The organism is Flavobacterium glaciei (assembly GCF_003350545.1).
Classification (GTDB): Bacteria; Bacteroidota; Bacteroidia; order Flavobacteriales; family Flavobacteriaceae; genus Flavobacterium; species Flavobacterium glaciei.
On sequence record NZ_QQBA01000008.1, the window covers coordinates 16,629 to 36,767 of the forward strand.

The 20,139-nt window shown below is 33.6% G+C and carries 22 protein-coding genes; 8 read left to right on the forward strand and 14 right to left on the reverse strand.

What is annotated here, in order from left to right:
- The first annotated feature begins 94 nt into the window (after positions 1-94).
- On the forward strand, positions 95-742 hold the full coding sequence (locus tag DFR66_RS08350) for a peptidoglycan-binding protein LysM (protein ID WP_114754384.1): 648 nt from the start codon (positions 95-97) through the stop codon (positions 740-742).
- A gap of 70 nt (positions 743-812) precedes the next feature.
- Here DFR66_RS08350 and DFR66_RS08355 read toward each other — a convergent pair whose 3' ends face one another.
- From DFR66_RS08355 to udk, 5 genes are all read right to left on the reverse strand, one after another.
- Positions 813-1,331: a hypothetical protein gene (locus DFR66_RS08355; protein WP_114754385.1), complete on the reverse strand. Its 519-nt coding sequence runs from the start codon at positions 1,329-1,331 to the stop codon at positions 813-815.
- 320 nt (positions 1,332-1,651) lie between these two features.
- Positions 1,652-3,790, reverse strand: a complete 2,139-nt coding sequence (gene scpA / locus DFR66_RS08360; protein WP_114754386.1) for a methylmalonyl-CoA mutase — start codon at positions 3,788-3,790, stop codon at positions 1,652-1,654.
- A 67-nt stretch (positions 3,791-3,857) separates the two neighbouring features.
- On the reverse strand, positions 3,858-5,222 hold the full coding sequence (locus tag DFR66_RS08365; RefSeq protein ID WP_114754387.1) for a methylmalonyl-CoA mutase subunit beta: 1,365 nt from the start codon (positions 5,220-5,222) through the stop codon (positions 3,858-3,860).
- 127 nt (positions 5,223-5,349) lie between these two features.
- Positions 5,350-5,673, reverse strand: a complete 324-nt coding sequence (locus tag DFR66_RS08370) for an FtsB family cell division protein (RefSeq protein ID WP_114754388.1) — start codon at positions 5,671-5,673, stop codon at positions 5,350-5,352.
- 150 nt (positions 5,674-5,823) lie between these two features.
- Complete coding sequence (gene udk, locus DFR66_RS08375) at positions 5,824-6,432, reverse strand: uridine kinase (RefSeq protein WP_114754389.1); 609 nt, start codon at positions 6,430-6,432, stop codon at positions 5,824-5,826.
- A 147-nt stretch (positions 6,433-6,579) separates the two neighbouring features.
- On the opposite strand from udk, the gene DFR66_RS08380 reads away from it, so the two are divergent.
- The 4 genes from DFR66_RS08380 to DFR66_RS08395 all read left to right on the forward strand — a co-directional run bounded on the left by DFR66_RS08380 (position 6,580) and on the right by DFR66_RS08395 (position 8,975).
- Entirely contained in the window at positions 6,580-7,161 is a 582-nt protein-coding gene (locus DFR66_RS08380) for a Crp/Fnr family transcriptional regulator (protein ID WP_114754390.1), read from the forward strand.
- A gap of 90 nt (positions 7,162-7,251) precedes the next feature.
- Positions 7,252-8,004, forward strand: a complete 753-nt coding sequence (locus tag DFR66_RS08385; protein WP_114754391.1) for a pirin family protein — start codon at positions 7,252-7,254, stop codon at positions 8,002-8,004.
- Positions 8,005-8,053: 49 nt separating this feature from the next.
- Entirely contained in the window at positions 8,054-8,584 is a 531-nt protein-coding gene (locus DFR66_RS08390; protein ID WP_114754392.1) for a YceI family protein, read from the forward strand.
- A gap of 70 nt (positions 8,585-8,654) precedes the next feature.
- Positions 8,655-8,975 (forward strand): hypothetical protein, encoded by a 321-nt coding sequence (locus tag DFR66_RS08395; RefSeq protein WP_114754393.1) that lies wholly within the window; start codon positions 8,655-8,657, stop codon positions 8,973-8,975.
- 170 nt (positions 8,976-9,145) lie between these two features.
- Here the strand turns inward: DFR66_RS08395 and DFR66_RS08400 are convergent, their stop codons facing one another.
- The 5 genes from DFR66_RS08400 to dnaA form a co-directional block, all read right to left on the reverse strand.
- On the reverse strand, positions 9,146-10,027 hold the full coding sequence (locus DFR66_RS08400; RefSeq protein ID WP_114754394.1) for an SDR family oxidoreductase: 882 nt from the start codon (positions 10,025-10,027) through the stop codon (positions 9,146-9,148).
- 79 nt (positions 10,028-10,106) lie between these two features.
- A complete protein-coding gene (locus DFR66_RS08405; RefSeq protein WP_114754504.1) occupies positions 10,107-11,234 on the reverse strand; it encodes a methionine aminotransferase in 1,128 nt (375 codons plus the stop codon).
- Positions 11,235-11,423: 189 nt separating this feature from the next.
- Positions 11,424-12,146: an SAM-dependent methyltransferase gene (locus tag DFR66_RS08410; RefSeq protein WP_114754395.1), complete on the reverse strand. Its 723-nt coding sequence runs from the start codon at positions 12,144-12,146 to the stop codon at positions 11,424-11,426.
- Positions 12,147-12,238: 92 nt separating this feature from the next.
- Positions 12,239-12,706, reverse strand: a complete 468-nt coding sequence (locus DFR66_RS08415) for a low molecular weight protein-tyrosine-phosphatase (protein WP_114754396.1) — start codon at positions 12,704-12,706, stop codon at positions 12,239-12,241.
- A 7-nt stretch (positions 12,707-12,713) separates the two neighbouring features.
- On the reverse strand, positions 12,714-14,141 hold the full coding sequence (gene dnaA / locus DFR66_RS08420) for a chromosomal replication initiator protein DnaA (protein WP_114754397.1): 1,428 nt from the start codon (positions 14,139-14,141) through the stop codon (positions 12,714-12,716).
- A gap of 184 nt (positions 14,142-14,325) precedes the next feature.
- Here dnaA and DFR66_RS08425 point away from each other — a divergent pair, with 184 nt between their 5' ends.
- Positions 14,326-14,730, forward strand: a complete 405-nt coding sequence (locus tag DFR66_RS08425) for an acyl-CoA thioesterase (protein WP_114754398.1) — start codon at positions 14,326-14,328, stop codon at positions 14,728-14,730.
- A gap of 29 nt (positions 14,731-14,759) precedes the next feature.
- Here the strand turns inward: DFR66_RS08425 and DFR66_RS08430 are convergent, their stop codons facing one another.
- Genes DFR66_RS08430 through ribD form a run of 3 tightly spaced genes read right to left on the reverse strand, consistent with a single transcriptional unit; the run spans position 14,760 to position 17,039 of the window.
- Positions 14,760-15,389: an IMPACT family protein gene (locus DFR66_RS08430; protein WP_114754399.1), complete on the reverse strand. Its 630-nt coding sequence runs from the start codon at positions 15,387-15,389 to the stop codon at positions 14,760-14,762.
- 11 nt (positions 15,390-15,400) lie between these two features.
- Entirely contained in the window at positions 15,401-16,003 is a 603-nt protein-coding gene (locus DFR66_RS08435) for an HAD family hydrolase (protein WP_114754400.1), read from the reverse strand.
- On the reverse strand, positions 15,996-17,039 hold the full coding sequence (gene ribD, locus DFR66_RS08440; protein ID WP_114754401.1) for a bifunctional diaminohydroxyphosphoribosylaminopyrimidine deaminase/5-amino-6-(5-phosphoribosylamino)uracil reductase RibD: 1,044 nt from the start codon (positions 17,037-17,039) through the stop codon (positions 15,996-15,998). Before ribD ends, DFR66_RS08435 begins: the two co-directional genes overlap by 8 nt.
- 115 nt (positions 17,040-17,154) lie before the next feature.
- Between ribD and DFR66_RS08445 the strand changes: the two genes are divergently transcribed.
- Complete coding sequence (locus DFR66_RS08445; protein ID WP_114754402.1) at positions 17,155-17,640, forward strand: GNAT family N-acetyltransferase; 486 nt, start codon at positions 17,155-17,157, stop codon at positions 17,638-17,640.
- 55 nt (positions 17,641-17,695) lie between these two features.
- A complete protein-coding gene (prmC, locus tag DFR66_RS08450; protein WP_114754403.1) occupies positions 17,696-18,571 on the forward strand; it encodes a peptide chain release factor N(5)-glutamine methyltransferase in 876 nt (291 codons plus the stop codon).
- A 218-nt stretch (positions 18,572-18,789) separates the two neighbouring features.
- On the opposite strand, the gene DFR66_RS08455 is transcribed toward prmC, so the two are convergent.
- Positions 18,790-20,034, reverse strand: coding sequence for an ABC transporter permease (locus DFR66_RS08455; protein ID WP_167400503.1), 1,245 nt, complete (start codon positions 20,032-20,034; stop codon positions 18,790-18,792).
- Positions 20,035-20,139 lie beyond the last annotated feature (105 nt).

Consider the following 20,139-nt stretch of genomic DNA (forward strand, 5'->3'; position numbering starts at 1 on the left):
AGTTTAACTACCTGATTATCAGTATAATTATTTTTGTTGTATCTTTGCGCGTAGAAATTTCTAAACGGGACAGCGTTTTGAAGAAAAATAATTTATGATAAAGAAGTGGTACTTTTACACTAGTCTGACTGTGATTACAGTTTTTTTAAGCTCGGGTTTTAAACCTTTTAACTTAGAAACCAGCCGTTGGTTTCTTATAAATGAAGAAGAAGGAACACACTACTTATATCCTTCTGAGAAGCATGAAGATTACATCAATTCAAATATCCCTTTTACTGGAAATTTTTTCGTTGGTTTTAAAGAAGCAATAGGATATAGAGAATCAGAAAGTAAATATAAAAAAATCAATTCTTTAGGATATTTAGGCAAATACCAATTTGGTATTGAGACTTTAAAGTCTGTTGGAGTGCATAATAGTTCTACTTTCTTGAACAGTCCAGAATTACAAGAAAAAGCATTTATAGCTCTCTTAGCTAAAAATAAGTGGGAACTAAAAAAAGAGATTGAAAAATACGAAGGAACAATACTCAACGGAATACACGTCACTGAATCTGGAATTTTAGCCGCAGCACATCTTGGCGGTGCAGGATCAGTAAAAAAATACTTTAAAAATAAGGGTAAACGTTATTTTAGAGATGCTTACGGAACTTCCATAAGAACGTACATGAAACTATTTGGTGGTTACGATACTTCGTTTATTGTAGCTGACGGTAATGCAAACGTTAAAAATATACAAATTTAAATTTGTTTATAAAACTTAAAAAGGCTGTCTGAATTAATTTTGACAGCCTTTTTTTTGATTCTAAATCAATTTATTTTGCTTTAATTATTTCCCCATTGGGACGCACCACTAATTTCATGGATTCGTTATCTTTTTTAATTTTAATGTTATATTGTTTATTGATAATGTCCCCATCCTCTTGAGTGTAAAGAAAACTATCGTTTACAATAGACCAACCGGGAAAAGTTCTGTAAATTGAGTAGATAACTTCACTGGGAAGTTTTACGTTTTTAAAATTTTCTACTACACGAATTAATTTTCCGTTTTCGTTATAAGTTGCGGTCAATGTGCCGTTTTGTACTTGCATTACTACTAGATATTCTTCGAACCCTTCAGCATCTTTACCTAAATCATAAGCAATGAATTTTTCTTGGACTAATTTTACACTTTGATCAGGATTGTTATTAGGTATATATACAGAAAAATCAGTTCCAACTCTTTTAATTACAATTCCAGGCAGTTCTTCAATTTTGATTTTTTCCTTATCCGTTACTTGAGCATTTGCTGTGATTGTCATGCTTAAAATGAATATTATGATAATTGATTTCATGAAATTTAGTTTTAAATTAATAAACAGGTAGTTGTATTCGTTATTAATAATTTAATGTTATGACTTGTTTTTCTTCCTCTCTTCTTAGAATATTTCACTAATCTGTATTCCCGTATTTAAATGTGTTTGTTATCATTAGCGTATGTAAATTTACCTTTTTTTTAAAGGTATGATAGTTAATGAATTCCCTTTTCAATGTTATAATATGAACTAATTTCTTTTTAGTAAGAGTTAAATGATTTTTTTTAGTGTTTTAACATAAAAAAAGCACCAATCTTTCGATTGATGCTTTGTAAGTAATGAAATTTTGTGAATAGCTTTTACTCGAAACTGTCCATCAAAATTTCTAATATTTTAATGGCGGCTTCACTGATTTTTGTTCCCGGTCCAAATACGGCAACTGCACCGGCATCAAATAAAAACTGATAATCTTGTGCAGGAATTACTCCGCCTACAACTACCATAATATCCTCCCGACCGTATCTTTTTAGCTCTTCAATCACTTGTGGCACCAGTGTTTTGTGACCTGCTGCTAATGAGGAAACCCCTAAAATATGTACGTCGTTTTCTACGGCTTGCTTGGCAGCCTCTGCCGGCGTTTGAAAAAGTGGACCAATGTCAACATCAAAACCTACATCAGCGTATCCAGTAGCTACCACTTTAGCGCCACGGTCGTGTCCGTCTTGTCCCATTTTGGCAATCATGATTCGTGGGCGACGTCCTTCTTTATTAGCGAATTCATCGGCCAGTTGTTTTGCTTTTTCAAAACTTTTGTCGTCTTTTATTTCTTTACTATACACACCGCTAAAGGATTTAATTTGTGCTTTGTATCTTCCAAAAACCGTTTCCAGAGCATCGCTAATTTCTCCTAATGTTGTACGGTTTCGGGCTGCTTCAACTGCAATTTCCAGTAAATTACCTTCACCAGTTTGCGCACAAAGGATTAATTTTTTTAGTGAATCCTGTACTTTTTGAGTGTTTCTGCTAGCTTTAATACGGTCTAATTGTTCCAGTTGTTGCTTGCGGACCATTTGGTTATCCACATCCAAAATCTGTAAAGGATCTTCTTTTTCTAATCGGTATTGATTGACACCTACAATAATATCTTGTCCACTGTCTATTCTAGCTTGTTTTCTTGCTGCCGCTTCCTCGATTCTAAGTTTTGGAATTCCTGATTCAATCGCTTTAGTCATTCCTCCCAGTTCTTCTACTTCTTGGATAAGTTTCCAAGCGTTTTCAGCTATTTCATTCGTTAAGTTTTCTACATAATAACTGCCTGCCCAAGGATCGACGGTTTTAGTAATTTTAGTTTCTTCTTGTAAATAAAGCTGTGTGTTTCTGGCAATTCTTGCCGAAAAATCTGTTGGTAAAGCAATAGCTTCATCTAAAGCATTGGTATGCAAAGATTGTGTTCCTCCAAAAGCGGCTGCGGCTGCTTCAATACAAGTTCGTGCCACGTTATTGAAAGGATCTTGCTCTGTTAAACTCCAACCCGAAGTTTGACAATGGGTTCGTAACGCTAGAGATTTATCATCTTTTGGTTCGAATTGCTTCACTAATTTTGCCCAAATCATTCTTCCTGCACGCATTTTGGCAATTTCCATAAAATGATTCATTCCAATCGCCCAGAAAAACGATAATCTTGGAGCGAATTCATCAATTTTCATTCCGGTTGCTAATCCAGTTCTAATGTATTCCAATCCATCGGCTAGCGTATATGCCAACTCAATATCAGCTGTGGCTCCCGCTTCTTGCATGTGGTATCCGGAAATTGAAATCGAGTTGAATTTGGGCATATTTTTGCTGGTAAATTCAAAAATATCAGCAATGATTTTCATAGAAGGTGTTGGCGGATAAATATAAGTATTACGCACCATGAACTCTTTTAGAATATCATTTTGTATCGTACCGGAAAGTAATTCAGGTTTTACGCCTTGTTCTTCGGCCGCGACAATATAAAAAGCCATAATAGGTAAAACAGCGCCATTCATCGTCATGGAAACGGACATTTCATCTAAGGGGATTTGGTCGAATAATACTTTCATATCTTCCACGGAATCAATTGCGACTCCTGCTTTTCCTACATCACCTACCACGCGTTCGTGATCCGAATCATAACCGCGATGTGTAGGTAAATCAAAAGCGATCGATAGTCCTTTTTGACCCGCAGCCAAGTTTCTTCTGTAAAAAGCATTGCTTTCTTCCGCAGTTGAGAATCCGGCATATTGGCGCACTGTCCATGGTCGGCGAACGTACATTGTAGCGTAAGGTCCGCGTAAATTTGGTGCAAAACCAGCTCCAAAATCAAGATGAGTAAGATGCTCAATATCTTTTTCTGAATATGTTGGTTTTAATTCGATTCCCTCTGCCGTTAGAAATGCATCAGCCGCAGCATTTTCATTCTTCACTTTCAACGGTGTGCTTTCTAATTTTATATGTTGTAAATCTTTTCTTTTCATTTGTTTAGTACCAAATTTCACGAATGCTTATGAATTTTTAATTTTGATTAGTCTTAATCTCTGAAAATTATTCAAGATCCAATCTTTCTTGTTCTATTTTTTCTGCCAGACGTTTTTCTATTATTGGTGTAATCAAGGTTTTTCTTGGTTTGACTTTTACAAAAGGAAACAATTCTAAATCATGTTTCATTTTATCCTGTTTATTAGGATGTTTGTTTGTGCCTAATAGAATTTCTTTCCCAGAATCAAATAATTCCTGAGCTGTGTCAGCACTTTCCTGAATTTTCCTTTTGATGATTCCATCGTTAAGTTGTTTCAAGAAACCACCATTTGCCTCAATATCTTTGAACAATGCCAAAGCTTTTTCGGCTAATTGATTGGTGAGATTCTCGATATAATAACTTCCGTCAGCTGGATTATTCACTTTGTCAAAATAACTTTCGTTTTTAAGAATCAACAATTGATTTCTCGCGATTCTGTCTCCAAATTCATTGTCTTTGTGATACAAGGCATCATAAGGTAAATTTGCTATAGCATCAGCCCCACCAATAATAGCACTCATACATTCTGTTGTGGTACGCAACATATTTACATTGTAATCGTATAATGTTTTGTTTCGTTTGGTTGGTGATACGATAATATTGCAATCAATTTTGTGGTTGTACTCCTTAGCTATTAGATTAAAAAGTAATCGTAATGCTCGCAGTTTTGCAATTTCAAAAAAGTAATTTGTTCCAACAGCTACTTCAAAAACTATGGGTTGATTTATGCTTTCAATTCGATTCAAATATTCATTTGCTTGTCCTAAACTATAAGCGATTTGCTGCACCATATTGGCTCCGGCGTTTTGATATAAAGCAGAATTAATACTAATTAATGATGCTGATTCTGTTACTTCCGTAAGTAAATTGAGGGTGTCAAAATTGCTTTTTTCTGCGGTTGTAAACCAGTTTCCGTCTTTGGCTAATTGCCCAATTGGATCCAAATTACAAAAAATAACAGCATTATTTTTCTTTGTAAAAGCATCAATTTTCTTCACGAAATCGATTGAAATAAATGCTAGATTAAAATAAACGGTTACTTTTTTTAAAGGTAATTGCTCTAAAAGATTGATAATATCAATTGATTCATTTTCTATTGTAAATCGAAGGCTATCCGCACCACGATTCAAGGAGTCGATCGCTCTTTCTATTGATTTTTGAACATCGTAGACAAATATATTTTGACAAATTTTAAATTCAGAAGCTTTTGTGGCAACAGGTAAAACTCTGGTAAACTCATCTTTGTGGTAAAAAGGTTTTACTTGAATGTCTTCAGGAGAATTCCAAACTAAGGTTTCATTATAATCCGCTCCTTTGAGTTCAAATTGGATTTTTTGTTTCCATTGTTTAGAGGAAATGGAATCGAAATCATCGAAAAGGTTTGTAGCCATTTTGTCTGTTATTTTCCTCACCCCAGCCCTTTCCAATGGAGAGGCAGCCGAAACTTGGTGTTATGTTTTTAATAATTACTATATATTTTATGTTCCTTTTCCTTTGGGAATGGTTGAGATGGAATTTTTATTTTTTTTCAATCGTGTCACCTTCGAATTCGATGATATAAATATCTTCACTATCTTTTTTCATATAGTATTTTTCGCGGGCGTATTTTTCTATTTGTTCTGAATTTTTTAATTGCTTGATGTTTTCTTGATCCTTTTTTATTTCTTCTTTGTAATAGGACGCATTATCTTCTAAATCTTCAATTTGTTGATCCAAAATACGATGACCGAAGTAGGAATAATTATCCAAGAAAATCATCCACGTACAAAAAAACAACAAAACCCAAACGTATTTGTTACTTAAGAATTTAAACCAAGATTTGTTTTTATACGGATTTGTCATTTTTTATTTTTTAGCCCCGATTACAGTAAAAACCCTTTTAGTAGGTGATGATGACTAAGGAAGAATCATCTACTAAAAAAATGCAATCTCGTCTTCAGGACGAGAGAGGAAATAGCTCCTATTAATTATTCCAATAAAATTACAACTAAATTATAGAATTCTTTGATTTATTACCGCACGAACTACATCAATGGCTACGGTATTATATTTGTCATTTGGAATGATAATATCAGCAAATGCTTTTGTTGGTTCGATAAATTGCTCGTGCATCGGTTTTAATGTATTTTGATACCTGTTGATTACCTCATTCATATCTCGACCACGTTCTGCGATATCACGTTTCATACGTCGGATTAATCGCTCGTCAGAATCGGCGTGAACGTATATTTTTACATCAAATAATTCTCTTAATTCTGGATTTGCCAATATTAAAATTCCTTCCACAATCATCACTTTTCTAGGGTGTGTAAAAACGGTATCATCTGTTCTGTTGTGCGTAACAAAGGAATAAACTGGCTGATGAATATTGTTTCCCTCTTTTAATTCCTTAAGATGAGCTACTAACAGCGGAAAATCAATAGCACGAGGATGATCAAAATTAATTAATGCTCTTTCATCAAATGAAAGTCCGTGATTTTCTTTGTAATATGAGTCTTGAGAAATAATACCAACTTCAGTTTGTGGTAATTCATTCATAATCTGATGTACAACGGTAGTTTTTCCGCTTCCTGTACCACCTGCAATTCCTATAATGAGCATAAATATTTTTTTATGTTTTTATCGGCACAAAAATAGGAATTTAATCGGGAGCAGTTTTTCTTTTTTTGAGAAATATTGCTAAATTGCTATATTTATGAGTAGTTATTACTTGATGTTTTTCTATCTTTAATTTCTAAAATTTAAACGGTGTATTCACAAATCAACAAAAATATAAGTAGGTATGTTACTTTTGATACGAATGAATTAGAGATTTTTAATTCATTACTAGAGTATACAACGATTCCTAAGAAAACTATTTTATTGCATGAAGGCGAAATGTGCACTTTTGAAGCTTTTGTCATCAAAGGCTGTGTCCGAAAATATTATATTGATGCTAATGGTTTTGAAGTTATTTTACAATTTGCGATTGAAAATGCTTGGATTAGCGATATTTCTTTCAGTATCTACGAAGAGAAACCCAGTAGGGTGTATATTGAAACATTAGAGGATTGTGAATTTTTTATGTTTAGCCCAGAAACAAAAGAGGAGTTATTTGCTAAAGCTCCAAAGTTTGAACGCGCCTTCCGTATCTTGATGCAAAGGAGTCTAGCGGTTACTCAAGACCGTTTGTTTAATACGATTTCTAAATCCGCCACCGAGAAATATTTAGAATTTAGGGAACTATATCCCACACTTTCTCAGCGTGTGGCGCAGCATTACATTGCTTCTTATCTGGGAATTTCAGCTGAGTTTCTTAGTAAAATAAGAACTAAAATCGCTAAACTTTAAATTATCTTTATTTTTCATTTCTTGTCCTAGTTCAATGTATGCGCTTTTTTTTTGACGCAACTTTGCATCATACTATTAAAGAACAGGATAATGGAAAATACAGATAAAATTTCAGACGGTGTAATTACACATCATGTTTTGCACAAATCAAATACTCGCGGTCATGCTAACCATGGTTGGTTAGAATCCTATCACACGTTTAGTTTTGCCAATTACCAAAATCGGGAACGAATGAATTTTGGAGTATTGCGTGTTCTAAATGATGATAGAGTCAGTCAAGGAATGGGTTTTGGAAAACATCCTCATGATAATATGGAAATCATTTCAATTCCGCTCGAAGGTGATTTAGAACACCAAGACAGTATGGGAAATACTACCGTAATCAAAGAAGGTGATATTCAAGCGATGAGCGCCGGTACCGGAATTTTTCATAGTGAGTACAACAAAAACAAAGACCAGTTAGTTAAATTTTTACAGATTTGGATTTATCCAAATGAAAAAAATGTAACGCCTCGATATGACCAAATCACTTTAGATTTAAACGATCGTCACAATAAATTACAGCAAATTTTGTCACCAAATCCAGAAGACGAAGGGGTTTGGATTCATCAAGATGCTTGGTTTCATATTGGGAAGTTTGAAAACAATTTTTCTACTTTGTATGAATTGAAAAAACCAGGAAACGGAATTTATGCTTTTGTTTTAAAAGGTGATTTTACATTAGGAAACATCTCTTTAAATGAACGTGATGGATTAGGAATTTGGGATACGAATACAATAAAAATTACCGCTAATTCAGCTAATGCAGAGATCCTATTGATGGAAGTTCCGATGCAATTGTAATCTACTAGATAATAGAAATAAATAATAATAATTAAAATAAAATAATATTATGTCTACAACAAAATGGGTAATAGACCCTACACACTCAGAAATTGGTTTTAAAGTAAGACACATGATGTTTACTAATGTTTCAGGTAAATTTTCAAAATTTGATGCAACGATTGAAGCAGAAGACAGCAATCTAGAAAACTCAAAAATTGAATTTACAGGAGCAATTGATTCAATCACAACTGGGAATGCAGATAGAGATACGCATTTATTGAGTGCAGATTTTTTTGATGCTGCTCAGTTTCCAGAAATTAAATTTAGCGCGACTTCTTTTTCTAAAATTGATGAAGGAGAATATGTATTAGTTGGCGATTTATCATTACACGGTGTTACAAAATCAGTGAAATTAATTGCAGATTACGGAGGATTAATGAAAGATCCATGGGGAAATACTAAAATGGCTCTTGCTTTAGAAGGAAAAATCAACAGAAAAGATTGGGGATTAAATTGGAATTCGGCACTTGAAACAGGAGGTGTTTTAGTAAGCGAAGAAGTTCGTTTGAATATCGAATTGCAATTTTTGCAACAATAATTTTAAAGTAAATAAAAACAAATCTCACAGGTATATTTCCTTTGAGATTTGTTTTTTTTAATAAAATGGAATGATGGAAACCATAAATATTTTATACATAGGAAGACATCTCGAAATTTTAGCAACTGTAGTCCGATTGATAAATGCTAATGCTAATGCGAATTGGAATGGAGTAGGCGTAATGAATGATGAGGAAGCAAAGGAGATTTTTCTCAGAAAAGATTTTTCCCTTGTATTGTTAGGTTCCGGAATTCAAGAACAAAGTGAAGCCGATTTGTGTAAGTTTTTCATAAATCATAATCCAAATATTAGTATTGTTCAGCATTATGGAGGCGGAAGTGGTTTGCTGAAAAGTGAAATATTACTAGGGTTGTATAACAATAAAAATTAAAAACTCTTTTTTTACCATTAAGAAATTAAGAAAAATTAAGCACTACTTCATAATTTTTCTTAATTCCTTAATGGTTAAATTTAAACAATAGAATGTTGACTAAATATGTAGTAGTGTTAACTAAAAAAAGAGAGCCATGTGACTCTCTTTTTTTATTTTATATAAAGCTATTATTTATTTTTCTTTGCTTTGATCATCATTTCTAGTTGATCCCAAAGTTCTTCTGGAATTGCTTCAAGTAAATTGAATTGTCCAGCGCCTTTCAGCCATTCACCACCATCAATTGTAATCACATCACCGTTGATATAAGCTGAAAAATCAGAAACTAAATAAGCTGCTAGATTGGCTAATTCCTGATGATCTCCCACACGTTTTAGCGGAACTTTTTTAGCCATATCAAATTTCTCGGCTAAATCTCCTGGTAATAATCGATCCCATGCACCTTTAGTAGGGAAAGGACCTGGAGCAATTGCATTCGAACGAATTCCGTATTTTGCCCATTCTACCGCAAGACTTCGTGTCATGGCTAAAACTCCCGCTTTTGCTGTTGCGCTAGGCACAACATAAGCAGAACCTGTCCAAGCATAAGTCGTAACAATATTCAAAATGGTAGATGATTTTTGTTTGGTGTCTATCCAATGTTTTCCAAAAGCAAGTGTACAGTTTTTGCTCCCTTTTAAAACGATATCAATTACAGTATCAAAGGCATTCGCAGATAATCTTTCGGTTGGTGATATGAAATTTCCGGCAGCATTATTCAATAAAACATCAACTTTACCAAAAACTTTCAATACTTCTTGGAGCATATTTTCTACTTCTTCGTAATGACGTACATCACATTGAACAGGCAGACAAGTTCCACCGGTTTCTGTTTCCAGTTCTGCAGCAGTACTTTTTAGTTTTTCTAAATCTCTGGAAGTAATGGCGACTTGTGCACCCAATTCCAAGAAATATTTAGTCATTGCTTTTCCTAAACCGCTTCCGCCTCCGGTTACTACAATCACCTTGCCTTTTAGGGCATCATCGCGTAACATTTTATCTGTATAACTCATATTTTTGATATTTTTTTATTGTAAATATATAAAATTAAATAGTATGCATGCATAATAAAAGTAAATTTCAATGCTGATTTTAAATGGCACACAATCTTTTAGCGGCTTCTTCCAGCGTTATGTTGTCTTTAGCAAAGCAAAACCGAATTAATTTTAGGTCTTTTCCATCGGCATAAAAAGTAGAGATAGGAATTGCGGCAACACCATATTCCATAATAAGTCGTTTGCAAAAATCAACATCATTCTCATTTGATATAGCTGCATACGAAACGACTTGAAAATAAGTTCCTTCGCACGGCATGAGTTTGAAGCGGCTGTCCTTTAGTAATAGTTTAAAGTAGTCCCGTTTTTCCTGATATAATTTCCTGATTTCAGAAATTGAAACAATATCTAAATACTCGCTAATGGCTACTTGACAAATGCTATTGACACTAAAAACTAAAAATTGATGTACTTTTTTGATTTCTCTCATCAAGTATTCTGGTGCAACTAAATAACCAATTTTCCATCCCGTAACATGAAATGATTTTCCAAAAGAGGAAACCATCACACAGCGATTTAATAGTTTCTCCCGTGTATGAGCTGAAATATGTTTCTCCTCGAAAGTGATGTATTCATAGACTTCATCAGAAAGAAGTACGATGTCAGGATATTTATCCAACAGTATTTCCAAGGCTTCAAAATCAGGTTCCGTTAAAATTTTTCCCGTTGGATTGTGCGGATTATTGATGATTATCATTTTGGTTTTTGAAGTACACGCCTTTTCGATAATTTCCCAATATGGAGTATAATCATCATTCAGCGCTACCCGAACCGGATTTGCGTTGCACAATAATACGGGCGCTTCATAGCAATCATAACTTGGATCTAAGATAATTACATCATCATTGCTTTTTACTAAAGCTGTTATAGTGGTAAAAATGGCTTGGGTCGCTCCAGCAGTAATTAGTAATTCCGTTTCAGGCTGGATAGTTCTTTGATAAGAGTTCTTGATTAACAAAGTTATTTTTGATAATAAAGGCGGAAAGCCAGACATTGGTGTGTATTGATGTACATTTTCTTTGGCCAGCTTAGTTACAATATCAGTTAATCGTTCATCAACAGGGAAGTTTGGAAAACCTTGAGAAAGATTGATAGCATTATATTCAGCAGCCATTTTTGACATAACAGTAAAAATACTCGTGCTAATATTTGGAAGTTTACTCATAAAAAAAATCATTAATTCTAATTATAAAAATAGGTTTTTATAATTAGAATTAATGATTAGAAGTATTGTTTTATCTTTTATTAACTCTTTTGAGGCCAGAAATTCAAAGTTTACTATTGTTACATCAAATTGTAAGTTCTGGAATTTTTATTTATTTCATTCTCTAGGATTAATAAAATCATTTTCAATTTACATCTTATGAATAATAAAAATTGTGGGGCGTTTGTGCAAATCGATGGTTTCTTTTTTCCAGGCAGCAATTTTTTTGGTTTTGATATATTCTGTAGGCAAGGTAATGTCCGTAGCGATACATAAATGCGTTTCAGGATGTAAGGTTTGGATTAAATCTTCTAGTAATTTGTTATTGCGATATGGAGTTTCGATGAAAATTTGCGACTGATTTTTTTCGAAAGAAACCCTTTCTAACGTTTTAAAACTGGCTTTCTTTTCGTCTTTTTCGATAGGTAAATAACCATGAAATGTAAAACTTTGACCGTTCATTCCTGACGCCATCATTGCCAAAAGAATAGAAGAAGGACCTACCAAAGGAATAACTTGAATTCCTTTTTCATGTGCTAATTTTACAATTACAGCACCAGGATCAGCTACACCAGGACATCCAGCTTCGCTCATTAAACCCATATTGTGACCTTCGAGTAACGGTTTTATAAACTCTAAATGTTCTTTAGTTTCGGTGTGTTTATTTAATACAAAAAGTTTCAACTCAGCTTGTTTTTTCTCGGGATTCACACCTTTGATAGATTTACGAGCTGTTTTGTCGTTTTCAACAATATAATAATCAATGAGATCGATACTTCGTTTTATGGTTTGTGGCAAAACATCCATAGGATCACAATCGCCCATGGTGGTTGGGATTAGGTAGAGTTTTCCTAAAATAGCGTTTTGTTTCATGGGTGTAATTTATGTTCCTAAAAGTATTTTGTTTGTTTGATGGCGAGTTAACAATAGTGCTACCAACCCAAAGTAATTTTTCACAAAAAAAATTATGGATGCTTCTCTATTAGTTTTTTTGCAATTATCTCGCAAACTTCATCCAGCATGTTGTGAACAATTTCGAAACCATTAGGTAAACCAAAATAAGGATCGGGAACATCTACTTTTTCGTTTGGAAATAATTCATTCAAAATAAGCTGAACTTTTTCTTTTTGCTGCTGGTTTTTAGCAAGCTTAACAACATCCTGATAATTAGAATTATCCATCACGTAGATGTAATCAAAGGCATCAAAATCAGTTGTGCTGAATTGTCTGCCTTTTTGATTTGAAATGCTGATTTTATTTTTTTTTGCTACTGCAATAGAACGTTCGTCAGGTGAATTGCCAATGTGCCAAGAACCTGTTCCTGCTGAATCGACTGTGAATTTGTCTTTAGGAAGTTTTGAAGCCAAAATACCCTCTGCCAATGGAGAACGACATATATTTCCCAAACAGACCATTAGAATTTTTACAGACATGATGTGTTTACAACGTTAATTTTTTATTGATATCCTCAACAAATTTTTTGAATTGTTTGTCAGTAGCTACTAAATTGTCTACGGTTTTACAAGCGTGTAACACCGTTGCGTGGTCGCGATCTCCAATTTGGGAACCAATATTTGCTAAAGAAGCTTTAGTAAATTTCTTTGCGAAAAACATGGCTAATTGTCTGGCTTGCACCACGTGTCTTTTTCTAGTTTTAGATTGTAATGTTTCTAAATCCAATTGGAAATAATCTGAGACAATTTTTTGAATGTAATCGATCGAAATTTCTCGTTTTACATTTTTTACAAATTTCTCGACAACACTTTTAGCAAGCTCCAGTGTTACTTCTTTTTTATTGAATGAAGATTGTGCAATCAAGGAAATGATTGCTCCTTCTAATTCTCTAACATTGGATTTGATATTACGGGCAACATATTCGATAATTTCCTCAGGGATTTCTACACCATCTCGATACAATATATTTTTCAGGATGGAAATTCTGGTTTCATAATCAGGTTGGTGCAATTCAGCAGACAATCCCCATTTAAAACGAGAAAGTAAACGTTGTTCAATATCTTGCATGTCAACAGGCGCCTTGTCAGAAGTCAAGATGACTTGTTTACCGTTTTGATGTAAATAATTAAATATATGAAAAAATACATCCTGAGTTCCAGATTTACCAGAAAGGAATTGTACGTCATCAATGATTAAAACATCAATTAATTGATAAAAATGGATGAAATCATTTCGATTATTTTTCTTAACCGAGTCAATATATTGTTGTGTGAAAATTTCAGCTGAAATGTATAAAACTGTTTTTTCTGGGTATTTGTCTTTTATCTCTACACCAATAGCGTGAGCTAAGTGTGTTTTTCCTAGACCAACTCCTCCAAAAATCAATAGTGGATTAAAAGAAGTTCCACCGGGTTTATTAGCAACAGCCATTCCAGCAGAGCGGGCTAATCTATTGGAATCTCCTTCTAAAAAATTATCAAAACTGTAATTTGCATTTAGTTGTGATTCGATTTTCAAGTTTCGAATTCCAGGTATTACAAATGGATTTTTTAGTTCTGGGTTTAAGTTTTTAAATGGCGCATCAACTTCTTGAGGCTTCATTGGAGTTCTGTTGGCACTTGGCAATTGCTCCGTAAACGGTTGTTTGTTGCCATAAGTGTTTTCCATTCTGATTTTATAAAGTAACTTTGCGTTTTTCCCTAGTTCTTTGGTAAGCGCAACTTTTAACAATTTTACATAGTGTTCTTCTAGCCATTCGTAGAAAAATTTACTTGGAACTTGAATATATAATGCGTTATCGGTAAGTTCAACTGATTTAATTGGTTCGAACCAAGTTTTGTACGCTTGGTCTTGGATGTTGTCTTTTATAAAAGACAAACAGTTTTCCCATACTGATTGAGCAGTTTTGTTCATATATTCTATAAAATTGTTTTTAATTGGTAATTGTTTTCTTACTAAAAAAAAGATGTTTTGTTATTTATTATCGGGGTAACAAATATGTGAACAAATTTCTATAAAAAAAAATATATAGGGTAATAATTTTACGAATTATTGTTGTAAGGCAGTGTTTAAAATTTAAATTTTTAATTCATAATTAATGAAAGATCATCAAGTAGAAGTTAGGGTTCGATACTCCGAAACAGACCAAATGGGAGTTGTTTATCATGGGAATTATATTCCATATTTTGAAATAGGAAGAGTGGAATGGCTTAGAAACAAAGGGATTTCATATAAAAAAATGGAAGAAAGCGGTATTGCGCTTCCAATTGTTTCGATGAATATAAATTATAAAAAATCAGCTCGCTATGATGAGTTGTTGACGGTTCATACTGTTTTTAAAAGTCAGAGTTCTGTGAAGATAGAATTTGATTGTGCTATTTATAATGAGTCTGATGAGTTATTAACAACTGCCCAATTTATTTTGGTTTTTGTGTCCCTAAAAACGGGTCGTCCTACAGCTCCTCCGGATTATATTTTAGAATTGTTAAAAACGATGGAATAAAATCCCAAAAAAGCAATTTTGAAGTGAAATTAAAGTCGATTTATTTCGATTTCAAACATCGAATTAAAAATGTCGAATATCATTTCGGCATTTTTTTTTCGTGTTTTTAGTTCAATTTTGCCTACTGGAAGTGTAGTTATTTCATTTATTTCCATTTCTTGTGATACCATTTCTATTTTTTTTTCCTTGATTACCCGCATTACTTTATTCATGTTTTGATAATCAAAAGTGATGTTAAAATGGATGTCAATAGTTTTTTCGATAATTTCACAGCTTTCAAGTACCATTTGCGCTGTGGTTTTATAAGCAGAAATTAGTCCTCCAACTCCTAATTTGACTCCGCCAAATATTCTGACCACAACTATGAGTACATTGGTCACAGAAAAAGATTGAATTTGTCCAAAAATAGGCATTCCAGCACTATTGTTAGGTTCGCCATCGTCATTTGCTCTAAAGGTTGGGGTTTCGGAACCTATTTGATACGCATAACAAAAATGCCCAGCATTAGGGTGTAGTTTTCTTAATGTTTCGATGAGTGGCTTTACATCTTCCTCTGATTGTATTGGAAAGGCATAGCCATAAAATTTACTGTTTTTTTCTTTGAATAATACTTCTTCAGAGGGAAATTCAATGGTGTTGTAGGTGTCTTTAAATTCCAAAAGTTACTTTTCTAAATTATTTTTTTGTCTAATAAATGAACGACATCTTCTGTTCCTACTTGCAAATTCCAAACTTGTAACCCTAATGCAAGTGCTGCATCTGTATTTTCTTTTTTGTCATCAATAAACAAAGTGCGTTTAGGAATTAATTCATGTTTTTGTATTAAATATTTATAAATTTCGGAATCGGGTTTTCGCATACCTAATTCAAAAGAAAAATAAACTTTTTCAAAACATTGGTAAAATTCTCTATAAAATGTCATTCCTGCCTTATGTTGAAATTTGTCGATGTGTATTGCATCTGTATTACTCAGTAAAAATAGACGGTATTTTCTTGATAGCAATTGTAGAAATTCTAATCTATATAAAGGGAAATCTAATAAAACTGAATTCCAGGCATTTCTGATTTCTTCAATCGAAGCTGTTGGTACATGTTTTTGAAAACCATTTATAAATTGAAGTTCTGAAACCTGTCCCTTTTCAAATTTTAGATTTAAGTCATTTAAATCGTCATGCCATTCATGTAAACCTAACTTTTTAAACTCAATTATAGGGGCATCTTTATCTAAGTTGATAAAAATATCTCCGAAATCAAAAATTATAGTGTTAATCATGGTTTCTAAAAATTAAAAGTTCGTCTGTGCCTATGCAATATTTCTCGAATTGTTTTCTATCAAGAATAGGTGCTTTGATTCCATTTTTGAAAGGAGTGTTTCCAACAAATATTCGTGCTTCATCCCAAAGATTGGCATCGATAAAAGTATGTAAAGTTTGTCTTCCGCCTTCAATAATAACGGATTGAATGTGATTAGTATATAACGATTGAACAATTTGCTCTGCAATATTTTTTTTAAAATCGATTGTTTCAAAGATACCGTTTTCTTTTTCAAGATTAGGTTTAAATCCGGAAAACAGGATGGTTTTAGCTTGATTATCTAGAATATGGCTGTCTTTTGGGATGCGATTATTTTGGTCTAAAACTACTCTGATCGGATTGTTTCCGAACCAATCACGTGCATTTAGTTTGGGATTGTCGTCAATTACTGTTTGTGTTCCCACCAGAATAGCTTGTTCTTCCGTGCGCCATTTGTGTACTAATTGCCTCGAATACACATTGGTAATCCAAACGGGTTTTTTTTCTGATTTTTCTATAGGAGCAATAAAGCCGTCATGGCTTTCAGCCCATTTCAAGATGATATAAGGTTTTTTCTTTTCATGAAATGTAAAAAATCTTTTGTTAAGTTCGTTACATTCCGCTTCCAGAATACCTACGGTGACATGAATGCCAGCCTCCATCAGTTTTTTTATTCCGTTTCCAGCTACTTTTATGTTAGGATCTACTGTTCCTATAACCACACTCGGAATTTTGTTTTGGATTATCAAATCACAACAAGGCGGAGTTTTACCAAAATGACTACACGGCTCTAAACTTACATATATAGTCGCTTTTTTTAGTAAAGATTTATCTTTTACAGAATTTACGGCGTTAACCTCTGCGTGCGGTTCTCCTGATTTTTTATGCCAGCCTTCGCCAATGATTTTATTATCATAAACAATGACGCTACCCACTAACGGATTTGGATACGTTGTTCCCAAGCCATTTTTGGCTAATTCAATACAACGTCGGATGTATTTTTCATGTATTTTCACCTTGCAAAAGTAGTAATTTTGGGATTAGTCCTGAAACGTATGGTTTTGTTTTAATACTTTCTAAAATAATAGCAAACAATTTCTATTTTTGCAAGTATAATCAGATTTTGAAAAAATGGAAAATTACATTATCAGAAAAATAAATAAAGAGGATAATCCCGAAGTTGCACAACTGATTCGTTCAGTTTTCGATGAGATGGAAATTCCAAAAGTAGGAACGGCTTATGAAGATCCGTATTTGGATTTAATGTATGAAGAGTACAACAAACCAAAATCCGTATATTATGTGGTAGAGAATAACGGTAAAATTGTTGGTGCAGCAGGAATAGCTCCACTTGCAAATGAAGCCGAGACCATCTGCGAACTACAAAAAATGTATTTTCTCCCAGAAACACGTGGGATAGGAATTGGATCTGAAATGATGGAAGTTTGCTTGCAAAGTGCTCGAAATTTTGGCTTTGAAAAATGCTATTTAGAAACCATGCCTTTCATGCTTGATGCTCAAAAATTATACAAAAAGACAGGTTTTGAATATATTTCTGGTCCTATGGGAAGCACAGGCCATGTTAGTTGTCCGGTTTGGATGTTGAAAGAGTTGTAAGTTTGAAAATTAAATGTTTCTAGTGTTAATTCCTTAGGATTGATTTCCCGATAATATGAAGATAAAAGAATACAGAACTCAATTTATTCAAGAACTGACACCAATTTATGATGCTGGAGAAGCAGAGAGTTTTTTTTATTTGATTTTAGAAGAAAAAAATCAATTGAAAAGAATTGACTTGGCATTGCATCCTGATTTAGTTTTTTCGGAAGGTGAAATCGTTATTTGGAATTCGATTTTGGAACAATTAAAAAAAGAAATTCCAATTCAATATTTATTGGGGAAAACGAGTTTTTATGGTTTGGATTTTGAAGTCAATGAAAATGTTTTGATTCCAAGACCTGAAACCGAAGAGCTTGTTGAATGGATTATTGAAAGCCAAAAGTCAAAGGTCAAAAGCCAAAATATCCGAATTCTAGACATTGGAACTGGAAGTGGTTGCATCGCGATTTCATTGGCAAAAAACCTTTCAAATGCTCAGGTTTTTGCGATTGATGTTTCTAAAAATGCTTTGGCTACATCCCAAAAAAACGCAGAAAACAACTCTGTAAACGTTACTTTTATCCATCAAAATATTCTTGAAACGGAAGATTTACAACAACAATTTGATATTATCGTTTCAAATCCGCCTTATGTTCGAAATTTAGAAAAAGATGAAATCAAGAAAAATGTTTTAGACAATGAACCACATTTAGCACTCTTTGTAGCAGATGATGATGCGTTGATTTTCTACAAAAAAATAGCCGAATTAGCGCAACAACACCTCTCTGAAAATGGTCAGTTGTTTTTTGAAATCAATCAGTATTTAGGTAAGGAAATGATTGATTTACTCGAAAAAATGAACTTTAAAATCATCGAATTACGAAAAGATATTTACGGAAATGACAGGATGCTTAGTTGTCATTGCGAGGAACGAAGCAATCGCATCTAACTTTGGTTGTTGTTTATGCAAAAGTTCTCGTTTTACGCGGTTTGCGTGAGGGGTAGAAGCTAGTTACCATGTAACGCGGATGACCCGACGGCATTAAAAAAAGGGGCAACTAGCACGTATGATTAGTTAGCTCCTTTTTTTAATGTGGTCACGCCCAAATTGTTTTGAAAAATATTAAATGTGATCTTTGTTCCTCGCAATGAAGTTGATTACTACTGTTATTCGTATCGCAATGCTTCAATAGGATCCAGTACAGCAGCTTTGATAGCAGGATATAACCCGGAAGCAATAGCTACGATGAAACTGGTGATGAAAGCTGCCATAATAGCGCCCCAAGGAATTACGAATGCAAAATCCATTGCAGTCGCAATACCAAATCCAATTAGGATTCCAAAAATGATTCCTACTAATCCGCCAAATTGACCTATCAGCATTGTTTCTATAAAAAACTGAATCGCAATAGTTGTTTTTTTTGCGCCTAATGCTTTTCTAACTCCAATTTCTCTGGTACGTTCCGTAACTGAAACAATCATAATATTCATCAAAGCAATAGAGGAACCCAGTACGGTGATAATTCCTATCAACCACGATGCTAGTCCCAGATATTGTGTTATTCCTAAAATTCGATTAATCAAGTCGTCGCTGCGAACTATCCCAAAATTATTGTCTTCTACAGGATTTAGTTTACGAACCCTGCGCATCGTACTATTTGCATTGTCTATGGCCTGATTCAGTAATTCTTTTTTGCTAACCATAACGCTCACCGTATAATTGATATTGGGCGCTGTAAATATGGAACGGGCTAATTGTATTGGAATCAAAACTCGTAAATCCTGACTGTTTCCAAAAGTTGATCCTTTCTCTTTTAATACTCCAATAACTCTAAACTTAGCGCCTCTGATTGAAATTATTTTATCAATAGGATTCACGTCCTTTAGCAATCCTTTCTCAAAATCAGAACCTACAATACACACATAGGCATTGTTATCTATATCAAATCCAGTAAAATTTCTTCCAGCACTTGTTTCTAATCCGGAGTTCGTCATAAAAAATTCGTCGACACCCACGATAGAATTTTCTGGATCTGTTTTTGAAGATTCAAATTTTACTTCAGCACCAGAAGTAGCTGTAAATGAAAGAGAAGTTTCCGTAAATGGATAGCTGTATTTATTTTTGAAAGCCACTGCTTCAGGATACGAAATAATAGGATTTATTATTTCACGTTCGCCTCCACCACGATTTCTTGTAGTGTTTTCATACTGTCTTAGGTTAAAGGTATTGGCTCCCATCGAGGCAAAATCGGAGGAAATTGTATTTTCCAGCGCTGAAACAACTGTCAGAATACTAACTAATGCCGTGATTCCAATAGCGATAATCAACACAGTGAGAACCGTTCGCAACAATTGCGTTCTGATAGAGCCGAATGCAATTCGAATATTTTCTTTGAATAATTTTAACATCATGTAAGTTTGACACGAAAATACAAATTTTGTTACAATTTTTTTTAAGCTAAAAACTAATTTAATTTGAGTGCTTTGTTTTTGAAGCTATTGCCAGCTTTCCGTTAC